The sequence below is a fragment of the Streptomyces sp. NPDC093544 genome (assembly GCF_040683495.1).
Classification (GTDB): Bacteria; Actinomycetota; Actinomycetes; order Streptomycetales; family Streptomycetaceae; genus Streptomyces.
The window spans coordinates 238,344-263,368 of sequence record NZ_JBFBEA010000006.1; the positions used below are offsets into that span (position 1 = coordinate 238,344).

A 25,025-nucleotide genomic window follows, 5' to 3' on the forward strand; every position below is an offset into this window, starting at 1 on the left:
CCCCCTGGAGCACCTGTGACGATCACTTCTCCCCACCTCGCAAGCCCGTCCTCCGACTGGACCGACGCTCGGCTGCTGTTCGCGCTGGAGGAAGTGGTCGAGACCGAGCTCAACCGCCACCTGAAAGTGGCGAAGGACTGGATGCCCCACGAGTACGTGCCCTGGGGCGACGCCCGCAACTTCCCCGGCTTCTTCGAGGACGGCGAGGCCTGGGGCAAGGAGCAGTCCAAGGTCACCGAGCTCGGCCGCATCGCACTGGTCGTCAACCTGCTCACCGAGGACAACCTTCCCAGCTATCACCACGAGATCGCCTCGCTCTTCGGCCGTGACGGCGCCTGGGGCACCTGGGTGCACCGCTGGACCGCTGAAGAGGGCCGGCACGGCATCGTGATGCGCGATTACCTGCTCGCCTCGCGCGCCGTCGACCCCGACCAGCTCGAAGCGTTCCGCATGATGCACATGAGTGAGGGCTTCGAGTCGGACAACCGCCACTCGATGCTGCACTCCGTCGCGTACGTCGCCTTCCAGGAGCTGGCGACCCGTGTCTCGCACCGCAACACCGGCCACCAGTCGGGCGACCCGGTCTGCGACCGCATGCTGGCCCGCATCGCGACCGACGAGAACCTGCACATGGTCTTCTACCGGAACCTCCTGAAGGCCGCGTTCGAGCTGGCCCCCGACCTGACCATGCAGGCCGTGCGTGACGTCGTCGTCAACTTCCGGATGCCCGGCCACGGCATGCCCGGCTTCGAGCGCGCCGCCGCACAGATGGCCATCGGCGAGGTCTACAACATGCGCATCCACCACGACGACGTGCTCCAGCCGGTGCTGCGCCACCTGAAGGTCCTGGACATCGACGGCCTCAACCCGCTCGGCCTCCAGGCCCAGGAAGAGCTCGGCCTCTACATGGGCGGCCTCAACTCGGAGGCCTCCAAGTTCGACGTGAAGCTCGCGGCCCGCAAGGCCCGCATGGCGGCCCGCGCCGCCGGCTGACGCCCTGGCGCGGCGGCCTACGCCGCCGACCTGACGCCCTGCCCTTCCGGCGACCTCGGAGCGGACCTCCGGGTCCGCCTCGCTCACTCGTACGCCGTCACCTGGTCCAACGCCGCATCGCGCACGTCGGCTACCGGGTGGCGGCGCAGTGCTCTCGCCGGGCGGCCCGATTTCACCCCACTCCGCCGATATCGTTGCGTACGGGGTGTTTTAGGGCGTCCAGGGAGAGCGGGACTTGGGGCCGCGCGGCGCGGCAGGTCCAGCCGGTGTGAGCAGCAGCCTCAGTAGCCTGCTCGGGTCGGCCGACGTGAATTCACCGAACCTGTCGCGGAGTTGGGGCAGCCGTGGATCAGTCCCGGTCGTTGCGCCGAAGGCTGAGCCGTTCCTTTTCGGAGAGGCCGCCCCAGACTCCGAAGCGCTCGTCGTTGTTGAGGGCGTACTCAAGGCACGCGGAGCGCATCGCGCACATACCGCAGATTCGCTTCGCCTCCCGGACCGAGCTGCCAGGCTCGGGAAAGAAGAACTCGGCCCCGGTCTGCGCGCAGAGCGCCTGGTCCTGCCAGCCGATGTCGGGCGAGGTGTCGGGGTCCGTGTCGGCATCGCTATAGGTATCGGTGTGCATGGCGAAGATCGTGCCGCCTGATGAAAAACGTTCAATCAATGGCCGATCAACGCCGTGTCAATCCGATGCCGTCCGGCGACACGACCTCCGTGATGATGGCCCGGCCCACACCCCGCCCGCACGGCGGCGCGCGGCACGGTCACCGGGTTTTCCGGGCGACCGTGCCTGCCCTCCCGCCTCCAAGCCCTGGGGACAGCCGTCAGCTCTGGTGCGGCACGCTCTTGATCACCGCGAAGCGTGCCCCGTACGGGTCGGCGAGCTTGGCGACGCGGCCCACGCCCTCCACGTCCGTGGCGGGCAGGCGGACCTTGCCGCCCAACGCCTGGGCCTTGCTGACCGTGGCGTCGGTGTCGCTGACCTCGAAGTACGGCAGCCAGTACGCGCCGGACCCCGCCTCGATCGGGTCGTCGGCCAGGGGGACGACGCCGCCGAACATGTCCTCGTCCTCGGTGCCCGCCGGGTTGATACAGGTGTATGTGCCACCCGGGAACGGCGTGGCCGAGGTCTCCCAGCCGAACACCGTGCAGTAGAACGCGGCCGCCGCGGGGATGTCCGCGGTGTAGAGCTCGACCCAGCACAGCGAGCCGGGGTCACCGGCCACGTCGATACCCTTGAGCCCACCCGGCTGCCAGATACCGAAGGGCACCCCGGCCTCGTCGGCGAGGATCGCCATGCGGCCCTCGCTCATCACGTCCATGGGCTGCATCATCACGGAGCCCTTGGCATGCTCGGCCGCCTTGGCCGTGGCCTCCGCGTCGGGGGTCTGGAAGTACACGGTCCAGGAGGGCGGGCCCTGCTCCGGAGTGGTCTGCATACCGCCCGCGGCGGTCTTTCCGGCGAGTTGGAAGAAGCCGTAGCCGCCGGACTCGGGCCCCGCGGACTGGAACTGCCAGCCGAAGAGGCCTCCATAGAAGGAGGTGGCGCCGTCGATGTCGGGTGTGCCGAGATCGATCCAGTTCGGAGCGCCGGTGACAAAACGGGTGGTGAGCATGATGCCCTCCTTTGAGGGGTCACATTGCCTGCACCGCCGAGTCTTGCACCGCCCACTGACAATCGCTGTCGGAGCCGCGACCAGATCTTCCCGGATATTCGGGTTGGACGCCGGAGGGGCTACCGGGACCGTGGGACACGGACGCCTTCAGCCTCAGCTTCAGCCTCAGCTTCACCATCACCATCACCATCACCATCAGCTTCAACTTCAGCTTCAACTTCAGCTTCAGCTTCAAACTGAGGTTCGAGAAGACCATCTCGGCCGTCCATGCCGCCGTACGCCATGGGGCGACGTCTCGCGCGTTCCTACGCCGAGGCCCGCCGCACCAGGGTGGTCGGCAGCACCACACTGGAGGGCGCGCCTCCCAGGCTCTCCTCGCCACCCCGGCGGTCGAGGCCGCGCAGCAGCAGTCGTGCCATCAACCGGCCCATTTCCTCTATGTCCTGACGGACCGTCGTCAGGGGCGGGTCCGTCTGCTCGGCGACCGGCAGCATGTCGTCGAAGCCGATCACGGCTACGTCCTCCGGCACCCGCCGCCCCTGCTCGCGCAGGACGCGCAGCGCACCGGAGGCCGACAGGTCGTTCGCGACGAACACCGCGTCGATGTCCGGGCGGCGCTCCAGGAGCTCCCGCATCGCGCGTTCGCCGCCCGCGGGAGTGAAGTCGCCCTCGGCGATGAGCCGCGGATCACCGTCGACCATGACGTCCCGGAACCCGTCGAGCCGGTCGACCGCGGACGTCTGGTCGAGAGCGCCGGTGATGTGCGCGATGCGCGTACGCCCGAGTCCGACGAGGTGACGTACGGCCTCGCGGGCGCCGCCCCGGTTGTCGGAGTCGACGTACACGGCGGATACGGCCTTGCGTGGGCCGTCGCCCCAGCCGGGACGCCCGCCGAAGACGGTGGGGACACCCGCGCCGTGGATCAGGCCGGGCAGCGGGTCGTCGAGGTGCAGCGAGAAGACGAGCGCGCCGTCGACATGCCCGCCGGCGAGATAGCGGCCGACGCGCACATGGTCGTCGCGGCCCTCCGTGAGCAGCAGCACGAGCTGGGAGTCGTGCGCCGTCAACTCCTTGCTGATGCCCCGGAGTTGGAGTCCGAAGAAGGGGTCGGCGAAGACTCTGGTCTCTGGTTCGGCGATCACGACGGCCACCGCGTCATGGCGCCGGGTGACGAGACTGCGCGCCGCCTGGTTGGGGACGTACCCCAGTTCCTCGACGGCTCGTTTGACACGCTCGACGAGCGGTTCGCGAACCCCGTCGCCCCCGTTCACGACGCGTGACACGGTGGCCCGGGACACCCCGGCCCGCGCGGCCACGGCCTCCAACGTGGGGCGCGACGCTGTCTCGGTCACCTCTGGGCACCTCCTCGACGGTTGCGGATCAGGATAGCCGCGCCGCCGCCCGGGTGAGAGCGCTCTCGGTCCACGGAATCCCGTTACGCCGGGCAGCCGGCGGCGTCGACGATCACCGTATGACGAGGAGAAAGACACATGCAGCCGCTCCACGACTCCGCCGGCCCCGTTCGTCCGCCTCCGCGCGCGTTATGCGGGACGGGCCTTCGGTGCCCTCCCGACGGCGAGAACTCCGGTGCATCACGCGAGGACCCATATCTGGAATGGAGCGTGCCGGACATCAGCGAGACCTAGAAGGCCTGTCCGGCCGATCATGCCGGAGACGCGGGGTCTGGCACGCCCATCTCCGGCGTTGTCGTCGGTTGCCGACGCTCCGCGTCGCCGCCCTCCTCCGCCTTGCAGCTGCACGCACCAGACCCCGCTCACCTGGGATTACAGGGAGCCGTTGCCTTCCTCCGACCTGATTCGCCGGACAGGCCCTAGTGCTCGTGCGGTTCGTACCCCGGAATCGTCCCGTCCGTCTTCTTCACCAGGAACAACCCGACCATCCCCATGTCGGAATGGCTCTGGACGTGGCAGTGGTACATCCACGCCCCGGCCCCGACCCCCTCCCCCGCGATCACCTGGAAGCCGAACGAGTCGGCAGGCCCGACGATCTTGTTGTCGATGACCTGGCTCGGGTCGTCGGGGCCGGTCAGCATCCCCGTGCGGTTGTCGGCCCAGCGGTGACCGTGCATGTGGAACGTGTGGTAGTACTCGCCGTGCGTGATCATCACGATCTCGACGCGATCGCCCACCGTGGCCTCGAAGTTGGGGCCCGAGTGGGCGGGCTTGTTGTTGATCAGCATGTCGTTGAAGACGATCGCGAAGGTCGCATCGGGCAAGATGTCGCCCTTGCGGCGGACGATCACCGGGCCGTAGAGGCCTTTGCGGATACCGCCGGTACCGTGCTCGGTGCCGACGACATGGTCGTGGTAGTGCCAGTAGCCGGCGCTGCCCGCGCGCCAGGTGCCGTCCGCCCGGCGGCCGGGAGCGTGGGTGCGCCAGGTATAGGTGCGGGTGCCGCCCGGTTCGACGTCGCTCCTGTTCAACTTCGTTCCGTCGCTGGAGATTTCGTAGTCCAGCCCGTGGACGTGCAGGCTCGCCGCCACGTCCATCGTGTTCTCGAACTCGATGTGCAGCGTGTCGCCCTCGTTGAGCTCGATCAGCGGCCCGGGAATCGAGGCCTTGCCCTTCTCGAAGCCGTAACCCATCTGCCCGTCGGCGAACTTCTCGGCGTACAGCTTGATGTGCCGGACCTCGCCGCCGGCCGGCGCGGTGCGCGCCGGGACATCGACGCTCACCGCCTGCGTGGCCGACGACAACGATGTCGCACCGGCCGCGACTGCCGCCCCGCCCAGCAGCATCCGCCGGTTGAAACCGCGTCTGTCCATGGCGAACTCCCCACCCTGGTACGGAATTTACGGAGCTGAACCTGTGAGACGGTAGCCGCGCCACCTCCGTTTATCCACACTCAGGACAAAGTTCGTTCCATCCCGGTCATACCTATTGGCGAGCCGCGAAAAGAGGTCTAGCTTCCTATGCGCTGTCTGTGACCGGCGAGGAGTGGATGACCACATGCGGCTCACATCGCATCAAACACCGTCCGTTTTACGAGAGTTGAGCGCGAGAAGACGTAGCAGGCACCGTCGCGCCTGGGCGGCCGCCCTGGCCGCCGGAGCCATCACCGCCGGGGCGCTCTCCGCCCCGTCCGCGAGTGCGCGCCCGGCGCCGGATCCGGCGCTGACAACGATGTCCATCACGTCGCCACCGGGCGGCGCCAACGTACGGGTGCTGCTCTTCCACGGCTCCGCCGCGGCCGGGGACGAATCGCCGGTCGTCAACGCCGGGATCGAGGCGATCGAGAAGATCGGCCTGTCGGGCCCGGCCGCCCAGCGGTTCGCGGTGGAGGCGACGGACGACGCCTCGGTCTTCACCGACGAGACGGCGCTGGGCAGTTTCAACGCCATCGTCTTCCTGACGGGCGGCGGGGATGTCCTCGACCCCGAGCAGGAGGCCGGCCTCGAGTCCTACATGGAGGCGGGCGGCGGATTCCTCGGCATCCATGACGCGGCCCGCGCCGAGCCCTACTCGGACTGGTTCACCGGACTCGTCGGCGCCCGCCCCACGAGCACCAGCCCAACAGCCGTACAGCGGGCGACCGTTGAGGTGGGCGACCGGCAGCATCCCGCCACCAAGGACCTGCCCACCGAGTGGAAGCGCCCCGACCAGTGGCTCAACTGGGTGAAGAATCCCTCGGGCGACGTGCACACCGTGGCGCGGGTGCGTGAGTCGACGTATCAGCCGGGCCAAAGCAAGAACGGCTCGGACCACCCGGTGAGCTGGTGCCGTGACTACGACGGCGGGCGGTCCTTCTACACCGGCATGGGCGGCACGGTCTCCGCGTACGACGAGACCGACTTCCGTGCGCATCTGCGCGGCGCCCTGCTCTGGACGACGCGGCTGGCGCAGGCCGACTGCAAGGCGACGATCAACGCCAACTACAAGGCGGAGCGCCTGACCCAGCCCAATCAGCCGGGCCAGAACGACCAGATCGGCGAGCCGCACGGCCTGGTGACCGCGCCCGACGGACGGGTGCTCTACATCGGTCGCGGCGGCGCGGACTCCTCGCAGCCCGTGATCACCGACTGGAACAACCCGGACATCGGCAAGGGCAGGGGCGAGATCCACGTCTACGACCCGAAGACCAAGAAGGTCACCCTGGCCGGCGCACTCACCGTGTTCGGCAACAAAGGCGGCGGCGACGAACTGGTCAAGGTCGAAGAGGGCCTGCTCGGTATCGAGTTGGACCCGGACTTCGCGCGGAACGGCTGGGTGTATCTCCACTACACGCCGCACTCCGAGATCAACCGCGACACACGGATGGCCGAGCGTCGCGTCTCCCGCTTCACCCTCACTCCTGCCACGAACAAACTGGACCTGAGCAGCGAGAAGGTGCTCCTCAAATGGCCGGTGCAGATCCACAGTTGCTGCCACGCGGGCGGCGGGATGGCCTGGGACTCCAAGGGCAACCTCTACATCGCGACCGGCGACAACAACTCCAGCGGCTTCAGCGACGGTTACTCGGGCAATAATCCCCAGCCCAACTACAAGGGCGTCTCGTTCGCAGACGCGCGCCGCACCGCGGGCAACACCAACAACCTCAACGGCAAGATCCTGCGCATCCATCCGGAGACCGACGGCACATACACGCTGCCGGAGGGCAACCTCTTCACGGGCAAGGAGACCGACGAGGGCGGCGGCAAAACCCGCGGCGAGATCTACGTCATGGGCGTCAGGAACCCGGCCCGCATCTCCGTCGACAAGAGCACCGACACCCTGTACGCCGGATGGGTCGGCCCTGACGCGGGCGCGCCCTCCACGACCTGGGGCCCGGCCAAGTACGACACCTTCGCCGTCATCACCAAGGCGAGCAACCGGGGTTGGCCGTACTGCATGGGCAACAAGCAGCCCTACCGTGACCGCAATCTGCCGGATCCGACGCAGCCGCTCGGCTGGTACGACTGCGACCACCCGAAGAACGAGTCCCCCAACAACAACGGTCTCGTCAACATCCCGCCGGTCACCGGCAACAACATCTGGTACTCGCCCCAGGGCGGCGCCCCGGACTTCCCACGCGACGCCAATGGCATCCCTTCGTACAAGAACGAGGAGGCCACCTATCTGCTTCCGTGGCTGAAGGGCGGCGGCCAGGCGGCGATGAACGGGCCGGTCTACCGGTACGACGCAGCGGTCACCAACACCGGTCAATGGCCCGCCTATTGGGACGGCAAGTGGTTCGTCGGTGACTTCTACGACGCCGACCAGCCGCGCAATGCCGTGATCACCGACCCGAAGACCGCCGGGGACGGCGGCCTCCCCGTCCACGCGGAGTCCCTGAAGAAGATCGTGCCCATCGGCAACGACGGCATCAAGAACCTCATGGACTGGAAGTTCGCACCGGACGGCACGCTGTACGTCCTCGACTACGGCCGCGGCTTCTTCACCTCGGACTCCAAGTCCGCGCTGTGGAAGGTGACTTACACAGGCGGCGGACCGACTCCGGCCGCCGACCGGCTCGCCAGGAAGGCGGAGTGATGCACGTACGAAGGCGAAGAACAGGACGTCTGTGGACGGCCCTGCTGGCGTCCCTGCTGATGGTGCTCGGGCTGGCGTCGACGTCCGCGTTCGGGCGTACGGACGACGCCCCCTCGGGCACCGCGGCCGCCCAGACGCTCACCTGGACGGCGGGCGACGACATCACCAAGTACACGTCCGCGCCGACGACGGCCGTGGCGGGACCGACCACGATCGTCTTCGAGAACAGCGAGGCGACCGGTAACACGACCGGGATGCCGCACACGCTGACGTTCGTGACCTCCGACCCCGAGTTCAACAACGACGTCCAACTCAACATCCTGGCCAACCCGTTCGACGACCAGGGCGGCCTGCACACCGCCGAGGTCACCCTCACACCCGGCCGGTACTTCTACCACTGCACGATTCCGGGCCATGGATCGATGCAGGGCATCCTCGTCGTCACCGAGGGCGGCGGCGAGGACACGACGGCGCCCGAGACCTCGGCCGCCGTGACCGGGTCCCAGAACTCGCAGGGCGCGTACGTGGGTTCGGCGACGGTCACCGTCAACGCGACGGACGCGGGCTCCGGTGTCGAGCGGGTCGAGTACGCGCTCGGCGACGCGGGCGCCTGGCAGCCGTACACCACGCCAGTCGTGGTCGACCAGGTCGGTGATCACAGGCTCCGCTATCGAGCGGTCGACAAGGCGGGCAACACGGCGACCGAGAAGGACGTCGCGTTCACCGTGGTGGCGCCGCCGACGGACGACACCACTCCGCCGGAGACCTCGGCGACGGTGAGCGGCGAGCGTGATACCGCAGGGGGCTATATCGACATGGCGACTGTCACTGTCTCCGCCTCCGACACCGGTTCCGGCGTCAACACCATCGAGTACGCGGTCGATTCCGGCGCCTGGCAGCCGTACACGGCGCCCGTGATGGTGCACGCGCTCGGCGCGCACCAGGTGCGTTACCGCGCGACCGACAAGGCGGGCAACGCGGCCGCCGAGAAGAGTGTCGCGTTCACGGTGGTGGCGCCGCCGGCCTCCGACACGACACCGCCGGTGACCGGGGTGACCGTCGACGGGACGAAGAACTCGGACGGTGCGTACGTCAATAGCGCCAAGGTGACGGTGAGCGCGAATGACGACGGCGGTTCGGGGGTCGCCGCGATCGAGTACTCGCTCGACGCCGGGCCCTATCTCGCCTACACCGCCTCGGTGTTGGTCGACCGCGTCGGTGCGCACACCGTGGCGTACCGGGCGAGCGACAAGGCGGGCAACACGTCCGCGGCGCGGTCCGTGAGCTTCACGGTCGCGTCGGGCGGTGGGGTGCCCGCACCCAACTGCCCAGAATTCGACGAACGGTTGACGGTGATCGTCGGCACGGTCGACTCGGGCGTGCCCAACCGGGTGACCAACAACCGCTGCCGCATAAATGAGTTGATCGAGGACGAGAAGGACTGGACCTCTCATGCCCTCTTCCTCAAGCACGTGAAGACCGTACTGGACAAGCTCTTCAAGGAAGGTGTCATCGACCAGCGCGAGTACGACACGGTCACCGAAGCGGCCGAGGAGTCCGGCATCGGCAAGCCGGGCCAGACCGAGGGCTACAGCACGATCTTCGACGGCTCGCCGGAGTCGTTCGCCAAGTGGTCGCAGGTGGGCGGCGGTTCGTTCGGGCTGAATGCCGACGGGTCGATCACCAGCGGCAGCACGGTCCAGGGCCTGGGCATGCTGTGGTTCCCGCAGCGCAAGTACGGCGACTTCTCGCTGAAGCTCCAGTGGCGTGACGACGCTCCGGGCACCGGGAACGCCAACTCCGGTGTGTTCGTGCGGTTCCCGTGGGTCCACGACCACCCCGAGGAGTCGCGTCCGGAGTGGGTCGCCATCAAGTACGGGCACGAGGTGCAGGTGTTCGACAAGCCCGACGGCGACATGTACAAGACGGGGTCCGTCTACGGCTTCGACCGGGTGGGCCTCGCCGGCGCGGGCGTGACCCAGAAGGGCACCTGGAACGACTACGAGATCCGCGTGGTCGACCAGCACTACTCGGTGTTCCGTAACGGCGTGCTCATCAACGAGTTCGACAACATCGGCGGCCAGGACTTCACCCCGCCGCGCTCGGACGACCCGGGCACGGACGGGCGACGGTTCGCCTCCGGCTATGTCGGGCTTCAGGTGCACGGCACGACGGATGTGGTCTCGTACCGGGACATCCGGATCAAGGAGTTGTAGCCGACGCTCTGTGCGGGGGAGGCTCCGGAGCCAACGCTCTGATCGGGGAGGCTCCGGGGCATCCTCGGGGCCTCCCTGTTGTTCAGTCGGCCTCGTGCCTGGCCCGGCTCGGCTGTACCCGCTTGGGCTCGCCCGGCATCTTCGGGTACTCGGGCGGATACGGCAGGTCGCCCAGACCGTGATCCTGCTCGTCACGATTGGCGAGTTCCAGCAGGGCCTCCAGCGAGAAGGCCCGGTCGTCCATGTCGGCGTGCACGTCGCCGAGTTCGGCGAAGCGCGCCGGCATGGTCGCGATATCGAAGTCACGGGGCACGGCGTCGTCCACCTCGTCCCAGCGCAGGGGCGCGGAGACAGGGGCGTGCGGGCGGGGCCGTACGGAATACGCGGAGGCGATGGTCCGGTCGCGGGCGGTCTGGTTGTAGTCGACGAAGATCCGCTCCCCGCGCTCCTCCTTCCACCACTTGGTGGTCACGGCGTCGGGCATCCGGCGTTCCAGTTCACGCCCGGCGGCAATGGCGGCCCGGCGAACCTGCGTGAACGTCCAGCGCGGCTCGATCGGTACGAAGACATGCATGCCCCGCCCGCCGGAGGTCTTGGGAAAGCCGCGCAGGCCGCCGAACTCGTCGAGGACGGCACGCAGTTCGTGGGCGGCACGGACGGCGTCGGCGTAGTCCGTGCCGGGCTGCGGGTCGAGGTCGATGCGGAGTTCGTCGGGATGGTCGACGTCGTCACGGCGCACCGGCCACGGGTGGAAGGTGAGCGTGCCGAACTGGGCCGCCCACAGGACGGCGGCGGGTTCGGTGGGGCACATCTCGTCGGCGCTGCGACCGCTGGGGAAGGTGATGTGGGCGGTCGGGATCCAGTCGGGCATGTTCTTGGGCGCCCGCTTCTGGAAGAAGTTCTCGCCGGTCACGCCGTCGGGATACCGCTCCAGGGTGGTGGGGCGGTTGCGCAGTGCGCGGAGGATCCCGTCGCCGACGGCGAGGTAGTACTGGGCGAGGTCCAGCTTCGTGAAGCCGCGTTCCGGGAAGAAGATCTTGCCCGGGCTGGACAGACGTACGGTCCTCCCGGCTGCTTCCAGTTCCACCGCTTCTGCCATGCGAGCCACGGTAGGCCCGAGATGCCTGCCACGCACACCGGGCGGACGGCCCGGGAACCGCGCAGAATCGAACCATGGACCTGCCGGTGATGCCGCCCGTGAAGCCGATGCTCGCCAAGTCCGTGGCGAGGATCCCGCCCGACATGCACTACGAGGCGAAGTGGGACGGCTTCCGGGCGATCGTGTTCCGCGACGGCGACGAGATCGAGATCGGCAGTCGCACCGGGAAGACGCTGACCAGGTACTTCCCCGAGCTGGTCGAGGCGCTGCGGGAGCGGCTGCCGGGGCGCTGTGTGATGGACGGCGAGATCGTGATCGCCCGGGACGGGCGGCTCGACTTCGACGCACTCACGGAACGGATCCACCCGGCGGCCTCGCGGGTGCGGACGCTGGCCGAGCGGACGCCCGCCTCCTTCGTGGCCTTCGACCTGCTGGCGCTGGCCGACAAGGCGCTGCTGGACGTCGAGCTGGGCGACCGGCGCGCCTTGCTGGTGATGGCGCTGTCCGGCGCCACCGCCCCCGTCCATGTCGCGCCGGCGACGACGGACATCGACGTGGCGCGCCAGTGGTTCGAGCAGTACGAGGGCGCGGGTCTTGACGGGGTGATCGCCAAGCCGCTCAACCTGCTCTACCGGCAGGACGAGCGCGCCATGTTCAAGATCAAGCACGAGCGGACGGCGGATGTCGTCGTCGCCGGTTACCGCTTCCACAAGAGCGGGCCGATCATCGGTTCACTGCTGCTTGGGCTGTACGACGACACGGGCACCCTTCAGCACGTGGGGGTGAGCGCCGCGTTCCCGATGAAACGGCGCGCGGAGCTGGTGGAGGAGCTGGAGTCGCTGCGCCTTGCAGATGTCGGGGAGCATCCGTGGGCGGCCTGGGCGGACGAGTCGGCGCACGAGACGGCACGGTTGCCGGGCGCCCCCAGCCGGTGGTCGTCGAAGAAGGACCTCTCCTGGGTGCCCCTGCGTCCCGAGCGGGTGGCCGAGGTGGCGTACGACCACATGGAGAACGGCGTGCGGTTCCGCCACACGGCCCGCTTCCGTCGCTGGCGCCCCGACCGCACCGCCGAGAGCTGCACGTACAGCCAGCTGGAGGAGCCTGTGGGGTACGAGCTCGCGGAGATCTTCGGCCCACAGGACTGACCGCCCCCGACCGCCCCGGCCACTTCTGACCGCCGTCTGGCGGCTCCCGCTGCCTTCACCCACCACCTCCGAGGCTTTCGCTGAGCCGATCGGCCCACTGAGCGCGCGTGATCAGAACCGAACGGGTATGTCCACCGTTGAACGTATAAGCGGACAATCGATGACACGGGACAGGGTGGCACGGTGGGCATGCGACAGATGGCGCGAATGCGGCGCGGCGCGATGACGGCGGCGCTGCTGGCCGCCGCGGTGACAGCTCCCCTGATGACGGGCTGCACCTCGGGAGGCAGCACGAGCGACGACGGGCGCGGGCACAGTCAAAGACCCAGCGTGAGCCCGAGTCCGAACCCGAGCCAGGTGGGCGAGGAGAAGCCGACGCCAAGTCCGACTGCCGCCGCCGGTTCGGTGCTCGCCGTGAAGATCGACAACGTACACGCGGCCCGCCCCCAGACGGGTCTGGAAGCGGCGGACATCGTGTACGCGGAGCAGGTCGAGGGCGGTCTGAGCCGGCTGATGGCGGTCTACGCGAGCAAACTGCCGAAGGTCATCGGCCCGGTGCGCAGCGCGCGCGAGTCGGACTTGGAGCTGCTGCGCCAGTTCGACGAGCCGACGCTCGCCTTCTCGGGGGCGCAGCAGAAGCTGCTGCCACTGATCGACCGGGCGCCACTGCACGCGTACTCGCCGGACACGACATCCGGTGACGCCTACTACCGCGGCACCGGGAAGGCCTCACCGCACAACCTGTTCCTGCGCCCCCAGCGGCTGACCCCCACCGCGCCGGGCTCCGCCGCCCTCACCACCGGGTTCCACTTCGGTGCGGCGCCCACAAGTGGCAGCCCGCAGACCTCGCAGACCGTGCGCTTCCCCGCCGCCCGCTTCACCTTCACCTGGTCCGCGAGCCGGAAGCGCTGGCTGGTGGACATGGACGGCACGCCGACCGTGACGACGGACGGAAAGACGGTGGCTCCCGCGACGGTCGTCGTGCAGTACGTGAAGGTCCGCGAGTCCAAGTTCCACGACGTCCTCGGCAACAACACGCCGTACACGGAGACGGTCGGCTCGGGGAGGGCGAAGGTGCTGCGCGACGGCCGCGCCTTCAACGTGAACTGGGCGCGCCCCAGCGCCAAGGACGGCACCGAGTTCACGACGGCGGACGGTGCGCCGATGAACTTCGCGAAGGGTCAGGTGTGGGTGGTCTTCGCGAAGGCATGACCGGGAAGTGACATCGCCCCGGCCGGTGCTCGATCGCCGCTCCCGCCTCCGTGCGGGCGGCGGCGTCGGGCGTCTGCATGCCTGCCTAGGGCCTGTCCGGCGGATCATGCCGGACACGCGGGACAGACCCTAGCGCTGGACGACAAGCGGATCCGCCGGATTGCGGAGTCCTTCCGCCGCGTCCGAGACGCGCTGGATGAGGTCGAAGAACACGGCTTGCTCGTCGGCGGAGAGCGGGGCCAGGAAGACCTGGTTCATACGGGCGGTGCGGACGGTCAGCTTCTTGTGCGTTCGCGCCCCGTCGTCCGTGAGGCGCAGCAGGAAACGGCGGCCGTCCTGCGGGTCGCGCACCTTGTCGAGCAGACCGCGGCGGCCGAGCCGGCTGATGACCTCGGCGATGGTGGACCGGTCCAGGCCCACCCGCTCCCCCACGGTGCGCTGGTCCAGGCCCGGCTCCGCGACGAGCGCGTTCAGGACCGCGAACTGCGGCGAGGTGATCTCCTCGGAGACCATGGTGTTCCACAGCAGGTAGTGCGCCTGCTGTAGCCGCCGGGCCAGGTGCCCGGGGTGGGTGGAGAGGTCCACCGCGGCCATGTGCGCTCCTCGGCTCGGCCCGCGCGGCGCCGTGAACGCGCCGCACAGCGGGATCAGATTAGTAGGTGCACTGAACGATACCCGGCCGCAGGGTCACCTGTCTCGCCCCGTTCCAAGACACCTACCTGCACATTCCCTGGAGGTCTTGACGGAAGGAGGCCAGGGTGGCAGCGTGTTTGAAACCTCGAAGAAATAATCAGTGCCCTGATTAAATGAGGCGCTGAACGCTCGGGGAGATGACGCTCGGGAGAGATGGGGCTTCTCGGATGGACAAGGTGGTCGCCACAGCCGCGGCGGCGGTGGCCGATGTGCCGAACGGCGCGACGCTCGCGGTCGGCGGTTTCGGCCTCAGCGGCGTACCGAACGTGCTGATCCAGGCCCTCTACGAACGCGGTGTCAGCGGGCTCGGCGTGGTCTCCAACAACTGCGGGGCGATGGAGTCCGGCCTCGCGGTGCTGCTCGCGGCCGGGCGGATCGCACGCGTCACCGGCTCGTACATCGGCGCGAACAAGGAGTTCGCCCGCCAGTACCTGTCCGGTGAGCTGGAGGTCGAGATGATCCCGCAGGGCACGCTCGCGGAGCGGCTGCGCGCGGGCGGCGCCGGGATCCCCGCGTTCTACACCCCGGCAGGGGTCGGCACCCAGGTCGCCGACGGCGGACTGCCCTGGCGCTACGACGGCCAGGGCGGCGTGGCCCTCTCCTCGCCGCCGAAGGAGGTGCGGGAGTTCGACGGCACCGAGTACGTGCTGGAGCGTGGCATCCGTACCGACTTCGCGCTCGTACGGGCCGCCAGGGGCGACCGGCACGGGAACCTGGTCTTCAACAAGTCCACCCGCAACTTCAACCCCCTCTCCGCCATGGCCGGCCGCATCACGATCGCCGAGGTGGAGGAGCTCGTGGAACCGGGCGGGATCGACCCGGACGCGGTGCACCTGCCGGGCATCTTCGTGCAGCGCGTGATCGCCCTCACCCCCGAGCAGGCGCAGGCCAAGATGATCGAGCAGCGGACGGTTTCGGCGCCCGCCGCGGACGGAACGGTGAACAGCTGATGGCCTGGACCCGCGAACAGATGGCCGCCCGCGCCGCGCGCGAGCTTCAGGACGGCCAGTACGTGAACCTCGGCATCGGCCTGCCGACGCTGATCCCCAACTACCTCCCGCCGGGTGTGGAGGTCGTCCTGGAGTCGGAGAACGGCATCCTGGGCACCGGCCCCTACCCCACCGAGGACCAGGTCGACCCTGACCTGATCAACGCCGGCAAGGAGACCGTCACGGTCCTGCCCGGCGCCTCGTACTTCGACTCCTCGCTGTCCTTCGGGATGATCCGCGGCGGGCACATCGACGTCGCCGTACTCGGTGCCATGCAGGTGTCCGCGGGCGGCGACCTCGCCAACTGGGCGATCCCCGGAAAGATGATCACCGGGATCGGCGGGGCGATGGATCTCGTGCACGGCGCCCGCACAGTCATCGTCGTGATGACACACACCGCCAAGGACGGCTCGCCGAAGATCCTTGAGGAGTGCGCGCTGCCGCTCACCGGCAGGGCGTGCGTGAACCGGATCATCACCGATCTCGGTGTCCTCGACGTCACGCCGGAGGGGCTGGTGCTGTTCGAGACCGCGCCCGGCGTGACAGCGGAGGAGATCGTGGCGAAGACCGCGGCGAAGGTCCACATCCCCGAGGAGATCCAGTCATGAACCTGCGCGACGTGTACATCGTCGATGCCGTACGGACCCCGATCGGCAAGTACAGCGGTTCGCTCGCGTCCGTGCGTCCGGACGATCTGGCCGCGCACGCCATCCGTGAACTCCTCGCCCGTACACCGGACTTGGACCCCGCCGGGATCGATGACGTCTACTTCGGCAACGCCAACGGCGCCGGTGAGGAGAACCGCAACGTCGGCCGGATGGCCGCGCTGCTGGCGGGACTGCCCACCTCCGTGCCCGGTGTGACGGTCAACCGGCTCTGTGCCTCCGGGCTCGAAGCCGTCATCCAGGCCGCGCGGGCCATCGCGGTCGGCGACGCCTCCATCGCCCTGGCCGGCGGCGTCGAGTCGATGACCCGCGCCCCCTACGTCCTGCCCAAGAGCGACAAGCCCTTCCCCGCCGGGCATGCCGAGCTGTACTCCACCACGCTCGGCTGGCGCATGGTCAATCCGCGGATGGACCCGCAGTGGACGATCCCGCTCGGCGAGTCGGCCGAACTCATCGCCGACAAGCACAAGATCACGCGTGAGCAGCAGGACGAGTTCGCGCTCGCCAGCCACCAGAAGGCCGCGCGGGCGCAGGCGGACGGCCTGTTCGACGCCGAGATCGCTCCCGTGTCCATCCCCCGGCGCAAGGGCGAGCCGGTCGTCTTCGCCGCCGACGAATCCGTCCGCGCGTCGGCATCCCTCGATGCCATGGCCAAGCTCAAGCCGTCCTTCCGCACCGAGAACGGCACGGTGACGGCGGGCAACGCCTCCCCGCTCAACGACGGGGCCGCAGCCCTGCTTCTCGTCGACGAGGAGGGCCTGAAGGCCACTGGCCGCGAGCCCCTCGCCCGCGTGACGGCGACCGGCGTCTCCGCGATCGAACCGCAGTATTTCGGACTGGCCCCCGTCGAGGCCGTCAACCGTGCACTCGCCAAGGCGGGCAAGACATTTGACGACCTGTCAACTCTGGAGCTGAACGAGGCCTTCGCCGCGCAGGTGCTCGGCTGTGTGGCCGAATGGCCCGAGTTCGACCCGGCGATCCTCAACCCGCGGGGCGGTGCCATCGCCATCGGCCACCCCCTCGGCGCCTCCGGAGCCCGCCTCGCCGGCACGGTCGCCCACCAACTTGCACATAAGGGCAGCGGAGTTGGCGTCGCCACCCTCTGCATCGGCGTGGGCCAGGGCCTCGCCCTCGTCCTCGAACGATAGGAAACGGGTCATGGCTCTCACCCAGTCGGACATCGACGTCGAGATCAAGGACCGCCAGGACGCGTACGACAAGGCGGTCGCCGGCGGCGCCCCGGTCCTGCACCACGCGCAACGCGACTACGCCCCGTACCGCAGCTCGGTGCTGCGTCACCCCAAGCAGCCGCTGGTCGCCGTGAGCGGCGGTGACCCGGAGACGGTCGAGCTGTCGGGTCCGGTCTTCGGCGTCACCGACATCACCGAGATCGACAACGACCTCACCCGCCACCACCGGGGCGAGCCCATCGGCGAGCGCATGACCGTCTCGGGCCGGCTGCTCGACCGCGAGGGCCGTCCCGTACGCGGCCAGCTCGTCGAGGTCTGGCAGGCCAACGCCGCCGGCCGCTACGCCCATCTGCGCGAGCTGCACCCGGCGCCGCTCGACCCCAACTTCACCGGCGTGGGGCGGACCCTGACGGACGATCAGGGACGGTACTCGTTCACCACGATCAAGCCGGGCCCCTACCCCTGGGGCAACCACACCAACGCGTGGCGGCCCGCCCACATCCACTTCTCGGTCTTCGGTACGGCGTTCACCCAGCGGCTGGTGACCCAGATGTACTTCCCGAGCGACCCGCTGTTCCCGTACGACCCGATCCTGAACTCCGTGACCGACTCGGCGGCGCGCAACCGTCTGATCGCCACCTACAACCACGATCTCTCCGCGCCCGAGTTCTCGCTCGGCTACGAATGGGACATCGTCCTCGACGGTCCCTCCGCCACCTGGATCGAGGAAGGCCGTTGAACATGACCGAGCAGTTGCTCCCCACCCCGTCCCACACCATCGGCCCCTTCTACGGCTACGCGCTCCCCTTCCCCGAAGGCGGGCAGGTCGTGCCCCAGGGCCACCCAGACGCGATCACCCTGCACGGGTACGTGCTCGACGGCGCGGGCAAGGCGATCCCCGACGCCATGCTGGACTTCTGGCAGGCGGCGCCCGACGGCTCTCTGAAAGGCGCCCCCGGTTCGATGCGTCGGGACCCGTCCACGGGCGGTTTCCTCGGCCGCAACGGCACCGACTTCACGGGCTTCGGGCGGGTCCCCACCGACGCCGACGGACACTACGAGCTGCGGACGCTGCCGCCGGGCAACGCCGGGCAGCCGTACATCAGCGTGTGCGTGTTCGCGCGTGGCCTGACGAACCACCTCTTCACCCGCGCGTACCTCGCCGACGGCGCCGACCCGCTGCTCGACGCTCTCCCGGCCGGCCGGCGCGCCACGCTGATCGCGGCCGCGGGCACGAACCGGACGTACCGTTTCGACATCCGCCTTCAGGGCGAAGGCGAAACGGTCTTCCTGGAGTTCCAGTGACATTCGGTGATTCCGAAGCCCTGCTCGCCCCCGGGTGGGCGGGCTCCCCGGCCTCCGCCGCGACGAGCGACACCGCGTATCTGCGGGCACTGCTCGACGCGGAGGTCGCCCTGACCCGCGCCCAGGCGTCCCTGGGGCTGGCTCCGGCGGAGGCGGCCACCGCCGTGGATGCCGCGGCCGAGGTCTCCGGCTTCGACGTACGGTCGATCGCGCTGCGCGCCCGTGACGGCGGCAATCCGGTGATCCCGCTGGTCGCGGACCTGACGAAGGCGGTCGGCGAGGAGTACGGGGCGTACGTCCACCGGGGTGCGACGAGCCAGGACATCATGGACTCGGCCACCATGCTGGTCGCCGCACGCACGCTGGATCTGGTCCTGGGGGATCTGGACCGTACGGAACGGGCGATGGCCCGGCTCGCGGCGGAGCACCGGGACACGGTGATGCCGGGCCGGACGCTGACGCAGCACGCGGTGCCGACGACCTTCGGGCTGAAGGCGGCGGGATGGCGGTCGCTGGTTCTTGACGCCAGGGACCGGGTTTTTGCCGTACGGGGCTCGCTGCCCGCTCAACTGGGCGGTGCGGCGGGGACGTTGGCGGCGTTCACCGCGTTCGGCGCGGCGGACACCCAGGCTGTCGCGGTGGACACTGAGGCCCTGATGGCGGCGTACGCGCGTGAACTCGGCCTCGCCGGGCCCGTGTTGCCCTGGCACACCCTCCGGACGCCGATCGGTGACCTGGCCGGAGCGCTGGCCTTCACGGCGGGAGCGCTGGGCAAGACCGCGGTCGACGTGCTCACCCTCGGCCGTACCGAGATCGCGGAGGTCGCCGAAGGCAGCGGTGGCGGGTCGTCCGCGATGCCGCACAAGGCCAACCCCGTACGGGCCACCCTCGTCGCGGCCGCCGCCCGGCGCGCACCGCAGCTCGCGGCCACGCTGTACGGGGCCATGGCCGCCGAGGACGAGCGCCCGGCCGGGGCCTGGCATGCCGAATGGGAACCGTTGCGGGAACTGCTCAGGCTCGTCGGCGGGGCGGCGCGCGATGCCGCGGAACTGACCGAGGGGCTGCGGGTGCACACCGAGGTGATGCGTGAACACCTCGGCCTCACACACGGGTTGATCGTCTCCGAGCGGCTGGCCGCCTCGCTCGCTCCGGTGCTCGGGCGGGCCCGCGCGAAGGAGTTGCTGACGGCGGCAGCGAAACGGGCGGTCACCGAGAACCGGCCTCTTCTCGATCTGCTCGGCGAGGAGCCGGACCTCAAGGATCTCGACCTCGTGGACCTCACCGACCCCACCCGATACACGGGCTCTGCGGGAGCCCTCACCGACCGTGCCCTGGAGCGACGTTGACCACCCAGCCGACCCTCTCTGACGGCAAGCTGCCGCACCACCGCGCCGAAGGGCCGGTCACCGCTCCCCCGCTGCTTCTCGGGCCCTCGCTCGGCACGTCGAGCGCGCTGTGGGACAAGGTCGCCCCCGAGCTGTCCGTGACGCATCGGGTGATCCGCTGGGACCTGCCGGGCCACGGCGGCTCCCCGGCGGACCTGATCGGGCCCGGCGCGACCGTCGCCGACCTGGCCGGACTGGTGCTGGCCCTCGCCGACTCGCTCGGCATCGACCAATTCGCCTACGCGGGCGTCTCGTTGGGCGGTGCGGTGGGTCTGCAGCTGGCCGTGTACCACCCGGAGCGGGTGTCGTCGCTGGCCGTCGTCTGCTCCTCGGCCCACTTCAACGGCTCCAAGCCGTGGGAGGAGCGTGCGGAGGCCGTACGCCGCGAGGGCCTCGCCGCGCTCGCCGACACCGCCAACTCCCGTTGGTTCACGCCCGGTTTCACCGTGCCGGAGCTGGTCGAGGACCACCGCACCGCCGACCCGGGAGCGTACGCCGCCTGCTGCGACGCGCTCGCGGCGTTCGACATCCGCGACCGGCTCTCGTCCATCAGCGCGCCGACCCTGCTGATCGCGGGTCGCGAGGATCCGGCGACGCCGCCGGCGCATCTGCGGGAGATCGCGGACGCGGTGCCCGGCGCCACGCTCACCGAGATCGCCGGTGCCTCGCACCTGGCGCCTGCCGAGCGCCCGGAGGCCGTGCTCGCCGCGCTGCGCGGGCACTTCGACGGGTACGCGCCGCGCGGTATGGAGGTACGCCGCCAGGTGCTCGGCGACACCCACGTGGACCGCGCACAGGCCGGCCAGACCCCCTTCACCGCCCGCTTCCAGGACTTCATCTCCCGCTACGCCTGGGGCGAGATCTGGACGGATCCGACACTCTCCCGCCGTGAGCGCAGCATGATCACGCTCACCGCGCTGGTGGCCCACGGCCACTACGACGAACTCGCGATGCACGTCCGCGCGGCCCGGCGCAACGGGCTCAGCCCCGAGGAGATCGGCGCGGTGCTGCTCCAGACCGCCGTGTACTGCGGGGTCCCGGCGGCCAACTCGGCGTTCGCGGTGGCCCAGCGGGTGCTGGCGGAGGAGGACGGGGCGGGGGCCTGAGCCCGGGCGGCCGGTCCGGCACGGTAACCCTGCCGAGCGTAGTGACAACAGCACCAGGTAGCAGCGCCCGCCCGTGCTTACGCTGGACGGAGATCCCCCCGTGAACGGAGCCCCTGTGCCCACTGTCCTGATCACCGGTGCCACCTCCGGCCTCGGTCGGTACGTCGCCTTCGAGCTGGTCCGCTCCGGATACGTCGTCCTGGCGAACGGGCGTGACCGCGCACGTACAGAGCAGCTTGTCGCGGAGCTGAGGGCGGAGGGCGGTGCGGCGCACGGGTTCGTCGCCGACCTGGCCTCGCTGGACGAGGTACGGAGGCTCGGCGCGGAGGTCGCCGCAGCGCATCCCCGCCTCGACATCCTGGTCAACAACGCCGGGGTGGGCTTCGGTTCCCCCGGTTCGGGCCGCGAGGTGAGCCGCGACGGGCATGAACTACGTCTCGCCGTGAACTACTTGGCCCCGGTCGTGCTCACCCGCGCGCTGCTTCCCGTGCTCCGTGCGAGCGCCCCGTCCCGGATCGTCAACGTCGGCTCGGCCGGCCAGGAGCCCCTGGACTTCGACGACCCCGAGCTCACCCGGGGCTACAGCGGCCGATCGGCGTACTGGCGCAGCAAGTTCGCCCTCGCGGCGCATACGTTCGCGCTGGCCGAGGAGCTCGCGGGCACCGGCATCTCGGTGAACGTGCTGCACCCCGCGACCTACATGGACACGGCGATGGTCCGCGAGGGCGGCGTCGAGCCGTGGTCCAGCGTCGCCGACGGAGCTGCCGGTGTACTCGCCCTGGCAACAACGGAGTTGGGCACGGGCGGCTACTTCGACGGTACAAGTCCCTCGCGGGCGCACAGGGAGACGTACGACCGCGAGGTCTGGAAGCGGCTGGAGGCGACCACCGAGCGGTTGCTCGCCGGTTAGAGACGACAACCTATCGGCGGCACGCCAGTTGGAGGCGACCACCTGTCGGCTGCACGCCCGTTGGAGGCGACCACCTCGCAGTTGCCCGCCGGATAGCCGGAGCCCCCGCGCCTGGCCGGCCTAGAAGCCGGCCAGTGCCCGCTCCGCCTGTGCCACCACTCCGTCCGCGCCGCACGAACGGGCCAGCGTCAGGCCCTTGTTGAGCTCGGACACCGACCGGGCGACGATGCCGTACTCGACGCGGGCCGCCGCGTGCTCGTACTGGCAGGGCGAGGCCTCCAGATAGGCGACCGCCTGGGCGGCGAGTCGTACCGCGCGCTGGCCGGATTCCAGCGCCGCCGCACAGCGCAGGGCCTCACCGATGGCCGTGTCCGTGCCGAAGCGCTCGGCTTGGCGGCGGGCGTCGGCGGCCAGCGCCGCGGCGCGCGCCGGGTCCTCCGTGGCGAGAGCGCGAGCGAGGTCGACCGCCCAGGGAGCGAGCACCGTGTTGTGGTGACCGCGCAGGGCGGCGGCCTTCTCGGCTGCCTCCAGTTCGTTGATGCCTTCCTTCGTACGGCCGGCGGCGAGCAGCAGACGGCCGCGTACGGAGCGGGTGTCGGGGAGGACGATGGTGGACGGGTACGGCGGTACGAAGCCGTACTCCTCGGCGATCTCCTCCGCCTCCAGGACGTGGCCGCGGGCGAGCAGCGTGTCGATGAGCCCGCAGGTCGCGGACCAGTACAGGGGCAGCCCGCGCCCGACCCGTTCGGCGAGGCGCAGTGACTCGCGCTGGTAGGTCTCCGCGTCGGTCAGACGACCCCTTCTGCGGTGCGCGAGGCCGAGGTAGGCGTTGGCAAGGGCGAGGTGGCCGCCGCTCCAGCCGGCCTTCATGTAGGCGTGCAGGGCCTCGCTGAACAGGCTCTCGGCGCGGTCGAGCCGGTCGGCGTAGGCGTACGCGCTGCCCAGCATCAGGAGGAGTTCGACGCCCCATTCGGTGTCGGTCCAGCCCAGTCCCGGTGCGAGGCGGCCGTTGACGAGGGCGCGGTCGCAGAGTTCCGCGACCTCCTCGGCGTTCTCGCCACGGGTCATCGCGTCGAAGCCGCGCAGTATGAGCAGAGCGCGCTCGGAGTTGTCGCGGCCTGTGCAGGTTCTGGTGAGCTCGGTGAGACCGCTGGAGCGTCCCGAGGCCTGGTCCTCGCCGGCGTGGATGCCCTCCCACATGTAGTGCACGGCCTGGAGCCGCATCCGGGCAGGGCCTTGATCGAGCCGTGCGGCCTCCGTGTCGACGGTGCGAACAGCCTCTTCCAGCTGGTCGTTGTGGACGAGTGCCTGGGAGAGGCGGAAGACCGCGTCCACCCGGAGGTCGCCCTGGAGGCCGGGCCTGTCGAGCGCGGCCCGAAGATGGCCGATCGTCCTGGCGGGCGCGGTCAGGAGCGTGGCGCAGCCCAGTTCGTAGAGCACGCGCGCGTGGACGTCGGGGAGCGGGGGTTCGGCCAGTGCGCGCTCCAGACAGCGCCTGGCCGCGTCGGGCGCGCCGACGGCGAGGTGTTCGCGGGCGGCCTCGCGCATCTGCTCGACGAGTTCGGGGTCCTCGTCGGGGTGCACTTCGAGGAGGTGTCGGGAGGCGGCCGCGGCGCCCCGCCCGGAGTCGGTGACCGCCCACGCGGCCTGGCCGTGCATCGCGGTGCGCAGGGCGTCCGGGATCGAGCGGTAGACCGCGCTGGCGATGAGCGGGTGCACGAACTCCAGGTCGCCTTCGGTCACCCGGCCGTTCACGGGCGCGGTCCTGGTCAGGATGCGGGCGACGCCGAGCAGTTCGGCGCAGCGCACCGCCTCATCGGCCGGCATTCCGGCGAGGTGGGCGGCGAGGTCGAGGGAGATTCCGGTGCCGAGGATCGCTGCCGCCCAGGCGAACCGCGTGGCGTCGATGCCGAGTCCTTCGAGGCGGGCGACGAGTCCGCGGCCGCGGGCCGAGCGGTTCAGGGCGCGCAGTTCGGCGGCCGACCCCTCTACCGGATCGAGCCCGCTGTCCTGGACCTTGGCGAGCAACTCGACGGTCTCGTACGGGTTGCCGCCGGTGACCGCCCACACCTCGCGGCAGAACGGGGCGTCGGCGTGCTCGCCGACCGTGGCACGGGTCAGCCCTTCGGACGCCGACGGGGTCAGCGCGCTCAGGCTGGCGATCGGGCGGGCCGCGGCGGCGATGGTGTCGAGGTGACCGGCGCTCACTCCACTCACGCCGCCCGGGCGGCGGGCCACCACGATGAGGACGGACAGGTCTTCGAGGCGCTCCGCGAACGCGGCCAGCCAGCGCAGGGTCTCCTGGTCGGCCCAGTGCGCGTCGTCGATGAGGAGGACGAGCGGCCACTCGCGCTTGGCCAGCCGTCGCACGGCCGCGACCAGGCCGTCGCAGACGCCCTGCGGGTCGGGCTGCCGGTCGCCCGGTTCCGCTATGCCGAGCGCGGGTCCCGCGATGTCGTACCAGTCGCCCAGGTATTCGCGCGCCTCCTCGGGCAATAACGACACCAGCGCCGGCTGCAGGAGCTGCCGTACGACATTGAAGGGGACGGACGTGACCGTCTCGCCGCCGCGCGCCGACCACACCGCACAGCCGGCGCTCTCCGCGATCCGGCGCGCCTCGGCGAGGAGCGCGGTCTTGCCCAGCCCTGCGTCACCGCTGACCACCAGCAGGCTTCCCGACGTGGCGGAGTCCGCACGCAGGGCGCCGATCGCTTGTTCGAGCGTGGCGACTTCCTCGTCGCGCTCCCACAGGGGAGCCGAGGCGGCCACTCCTGGCCGTGCCTCCGTCATCCCGCTACCTCCCCAGGTCGCCCAAACGACGTACAGGCAACGAGCGTAGCCCTCTCGAAGCCGCCATGTCGGCGGGTCCGGGCAGCTGTTGCCGAGACGAGTGACGGCGGGGTTCCGCAGACGACGCGCCGATGCTCCGACCAGCCCGGGTGAAAGTTATTGACAGTCAACCACCCACGAACTGAAACTAACTTTCCAACATCAGTCCCCACCGCCGGCCGGGGC

The 25,025-nt window shown here is 69.9% G+C and carries 21 protein-coding genes; 13 read left to right on the forward strand and 8 right to left on the reverse strand.

Features of this window, described 5'->3' with window-relative positions:
- Positions 1-15 precede the first annotated feature (15 nt).
- A complete protein-coding gene (locus AB0N66_RS11100) occupies positions 16-993 on the forward strand; it encodes an acyl-ACP desaturase (RefSeq protein WP_365431395.1) in 978 nt (325 codons plus the stop codon).
- Positions 994-1,342: 349 nt separating this feature from the next.
- Here the strand turns inward: AB0N66_RS11100 and AB0N66_RS11105 are convergent, their stop codons facing one another.
- From AB0N66_RS11105 to AB0N66_RS11125, 5 genes are all read right to left on the reverse strand, one after another.
- Positions 1,343-1,615: a WhiB family transcriptional regulator gene (locus tag AB0N66_RS11105; RefSeq protein WP_365431398.1), complete on the reverse strand. Its 273-nt coding sequence runs from the start codon at positions 1,613-1,615 to the stop codon at positions 1,343-1,345.
- A gap of 199 nt (positions 1,616-1,814) precedes the next feature.
- The gene (locus tag AB0N66_RS11110; RefSeq protein ID WP_365431401.1) at positions 1,815-2,606 is read right to left on the reverse strand and encodes a VOC family protein; all 792 of its coding nucleotides are present in this window, start codon (positions 2,604-2,606) and stop codon (positions 1,815-1,817) included.
- A 19-nt stretch (positions 2,607-2,625) separates the two neighbouring features.
- Complete coding sequence (locus AB0N66_RS11115) at positions 2,626-2,862, reverse strand: hypothetical protein (RefSeq protein WP_365431404.1); 237 nt, start codon at positions 2,860-2,862, stop codon at positions 2,626-2,628.
- A gap of 49 nt (positions 2,863-2,911) precedes the next feature.
- On the reverse strand, positions 2,912-3,958 hold the full coding sequence (locus AB0N66_RS11120) for a LacI family DNA-binding transcriptional regulator (protein WP_365431407.1): 1,047 nt from the start codon (positions 3,956-3,958) through the stop codon (positions 2,912-2,914).
- A gap of 479 nt (positions 3,959-4,437) precedes the next feature.
- The gene (locus tag AB0N66_RS11125) at positions 4,438-5,391 is read right to left on the reverse strand and encodes a multicopper oxidase domain-containing protein (protein ID WP_365431410.1); all 954 of its coding nucleotides are present in this window, start codon (positions 5,389-5,391) and stop codon (positions 4,438-4,440) included.
- A gap of 274 nt (positions 5,392-5,665) precedes the next feature.
- On the opposite strand from AB0N66_RS11125, the gene AB0N66_RS11130 reads away from it, so the two are divergent.
- Complete coding sequence (locus AB0N66_RS11130) at positions 5,666-8,095, forward strand: ThuA domain-containing protein (protein ID WP_365431755.1); 2,430 nt, start codon at positions 5,666-5,668, stop codon at positions 8,093-8,095.
- A complete protein-coding gene (locus tag AB0N66_RS11135; RefSeq protein WP_365431413.1) occupies positions 8,095-10,311 on the forward strand; it encodes a family 16 glycoside hydrolase in 2,217 nt (738 codons plus the stop codon). Before AB0N66_RS11130 ends, AB0N66_RS11135 begins: the two co-directional genes overlap by 1 nt.
- A gap of 82 nt (positions 10,312-10,393) precedes the next feature.
- On the opposite strand, the gene ligD is transcribed toward AB0N66_RS11135, so the two are convergent.
- Positions 10,394-11,410, reverse strand: a complete 1,017-nt coding sequence (gene ligD, locus AB0N66_RS11140) for a non-homologous end-joining DNA ligase (RefSeq protein WP_365431416.1) — start codon at positions 11,408-11,410, stop codon at positions 10,394-10,396.
- A 74-nt stretch (positions 11,411-11,484) separates the two neighbouring features.
- Here ligD and AB0N66_RS11145 point away from each other — a divergent pair, with 74 nt between their 5' ends.
- Together AB0N66_RS11145 and AB0N66_RS11150 are read left to right on the forward strand one after the other, a co-directional pair.
- Positions 11,485-12,555, forward strand: a complete 1,071-nt coding sequence (locus tag AB0N66_RS11145; protein WP_365431419.1) for an ATP-dependent DNA ligase — start codon at positions 11,485-11,487, stop codon at positions 12,553-12,555.
- A 189-nt stretch (positions 12,556-12,744) separates the two neighbouring features.
- The gene (locus AB0N66_RS11150; protein ID WP_365431421.1) at positions 12,745-13,767 is read left to right on the forward strand and encodes a DUF3048 domain-containing protein; all 1,023 of its coding nucleotides are present in this window, start codon (positions 12,745-12,747) and stop codon (positions 13,765-13,767) included.
- Between the two features lie 129 nt (positions 13,768-13,896).
- On the opposite strand, the gene AB0N66_RS11155 is transcribed toward AB0N66_RS11150, so the two are convergent.
- Positions 13,897-14,361 carry a MarR family transcriptional regulator gene (locus AB0N66_RS11155; RefSeq protein WP_365431424.1) on the reverse strand — a complete coding sequence of 155 codons (465 nt, stop codon included), beginning with the start codon at positions 14,359-14,361 and terminating at the stop codon, positions 13,897-13,899.
- Positions 14,362-14,627: 266 nt separating this feature from the next.
- Here AB0N66_RS11155 and AB0N66_RS11160 point away from each other — a divergent pair, with 266 nt between their 5' ends.
- From AB0N66_RS11160 to AB0N66_RS11195, 8 genes are all read left to right on the forward strand, one after another.
- On the forward strand, positions 14,628-15,410 hold the full coding sequence (locus tag AB0N66_RS11160; RefSeq protein ID WP_365431427.1) for a CoA transferase subunit A: 783 nt from the start codon (positions 14,628-14,630) through the stop codon (positions 15,408-15,410).
- Entirely contained in the window at positions 15,410-16,057 is a 648-nt protein-coding gene (locus AB0N66_RS11165; RefSeq protein ID WP_365431430.1) for a CoA transferase subunit B, read from the forward strand. The genes AB0N66_RS11160 and AB0N66_RS11165 overlap by 1 nt, the downstream gene beginning before the upstream one ends.
- A gap of 2 nt (positions 16,058-16,059) precedes the next feature.
- Positions 16,060-17,262, forward strand: coding sequence for an acetyl-CoA C-acyltransferase (locus AB0N66_RS11170; protein ID WP_365431758.1), 1,203 nt, complete (start codon positions 16,060-16,062; stop codon positions 17,260-17,262).
- Positions 17,263-17,272: 10 nt separating this feature from the next.
- Positions 17,273-18,043 carry a protocatechuate 3,4-dioxygenase subunit beta gene (pcaH, locus tag AB0N66_RS11175; RefSeq protein WP_365431433.1) on the forward strand — a complete coding sequence of 257 codons (771 nt, stop codon included), beginning with the start codon at positions 17,273-17,275 and terminating at the stop codon, positions 18,041-18,043.
- Between the two features lie 2 nt (positions 18,044-18,045).
- On the forward strand, positions 18,046-18,609 hold the full coding sequence (gene pcaG, locus AB0N66_RS11180; RefSeq protein WP_365431437.1) for a protocatechuate 3,4-dioxygenase subunit alpha: 564 nt from the start codon (positions 18,046-18,048) through the stop codon (positions 18,607-18,609).
- Positions 18,606-19,955: a 3-carboxy-cis,cis-muconate cycloisomerase gene (pcaB, locus tag AB0N66_RS11185; RefSeq protein ID WP_365431440.1), complete on the forward strand. Its 1,350-nt coding sequence runs from the start codon at positions 18,606-18,608 to the stop codon at positions 19,953-19,955. The genes pcaG and pcaB overlap by 4 nt, the downstream gene beginning before the upstream one ends.
- The gene (pcaD, locus tag AB0N66_RS11190) at positions 19,952-21,100 is read left to right on the forward strand and encodes a 3-oxoadipate enol-lactonase (RefSeq protein ID WP_365431447.1); all 1,149 of its coding nucleotides are present in this window, start codon (positions 19,952-19,954) and stop codon (positions 21,098-21,100) included. The genes pcaB and pcaD overlap by 4 nt, the downstream gene beginning before the upstream one ends.
- 115 nt (positions 21,101-21,215) lie before the next feature.
- Positions 21,216-22,010 carry an SDR family NAD(P)-dependent oxidoreductase gene (locus AB0N66_RS11195; RefSeq protein ID WP_365431450.1) on the forward strand — a complete coding sequence of 265 codons (795 nt, stop codon included), beginning with the start codon at positions 21,216-21,218 and terminating at the stop codon, positions 22,008-22,010.
- Positions 22,011-22,130: 120 nt separating this feature from the next.
- On the opposite strand, the gene AB0N66_RS11200 is transcribed toward AB0N66_RS11195, so the two are convergent.
- Positions 22,131-24,800 carry an AAA family ATPase gene (locus AB0N66_RS11200; RefSeq protein ID WP_365431453.1) on the reverse strand — a complete coding sequence of 890 codons (2,670 nt, stop codon included), beginning with the start codon at positions 24,798-24,800 and terminating at the stop codon, positions 22,131-22,133.
- Positions 24,801-25,025: the final 225 nt, after the last annotated feature.